This is a genomic window from Mesorhizobium sp. P2_A12, from assembly GCF_056405075.1.
In genome coordinates this window covers 1-528 of sequence record NZ_JBFUCU010000093.1, presented here as the reverse complement: position 1 = coordinate 528, position 528 = coordinate 1, and the positions used below count along the sequence as shown (strand labels likewise).

The 528-nt window shown below is 64.4% G+C and carries 1 protein-coding gene; it reads left to right on the top strand.

The window, feature by feature from the left end; all coding sequences use genetic code 11:
- The coding region (locus AC1DZU_RS35650; RefSeq protein WP_477292151.1) for a VCBS domain-containing protein at positions 1 to 528 on the top strand (528 nt) is incomplete at both ends.

Sequence of the window (528 nt, the reverse complement as noted above, 5' to 3'; positions counted from 1 at the left end):
GTGGTGCAGCTCAATGGCAGTCCGTTCTCGTTGCCCGCCGGGGCAGCCGCGCTGATCGCCAGTGGCGCATTCACGCTGACGGATWCAACCTCCAACGGTGGCGCGGCCAACATCGGCTACAGCTACGATCCGACCGCTGCCAACCTCGATTTCCTGCGCGCCGGCCAGAGCCTGACCATCACCTACACTGTGCAGGTCAATGACGGCACGACCAACTCCGGCACSCAGAATGTSACTTTCACCATCACGGGCACCAATGATGCGCCGGTGCTGAGTGACACGAGCGATCCGGTGGCGGTGCTCGAACTGACCAATGCCTCGGCCCAGAACCTGGCGACGATCACGGGCAACTTCTCGGTGAGCGATCTCGATGTCGGCGACACGCTGCATGCGTCGGTCGTGGGCAGCCCGGTGGTGCAGCTCAATGGCAGTCCGTTCTCGTTGCCCGCCGGGGCAGCCGCGCTGATCGCCAGTGGCGCATTCACGCTGACGGATACAACCTCCAACGGTGGCGCGGCCAACATCGGC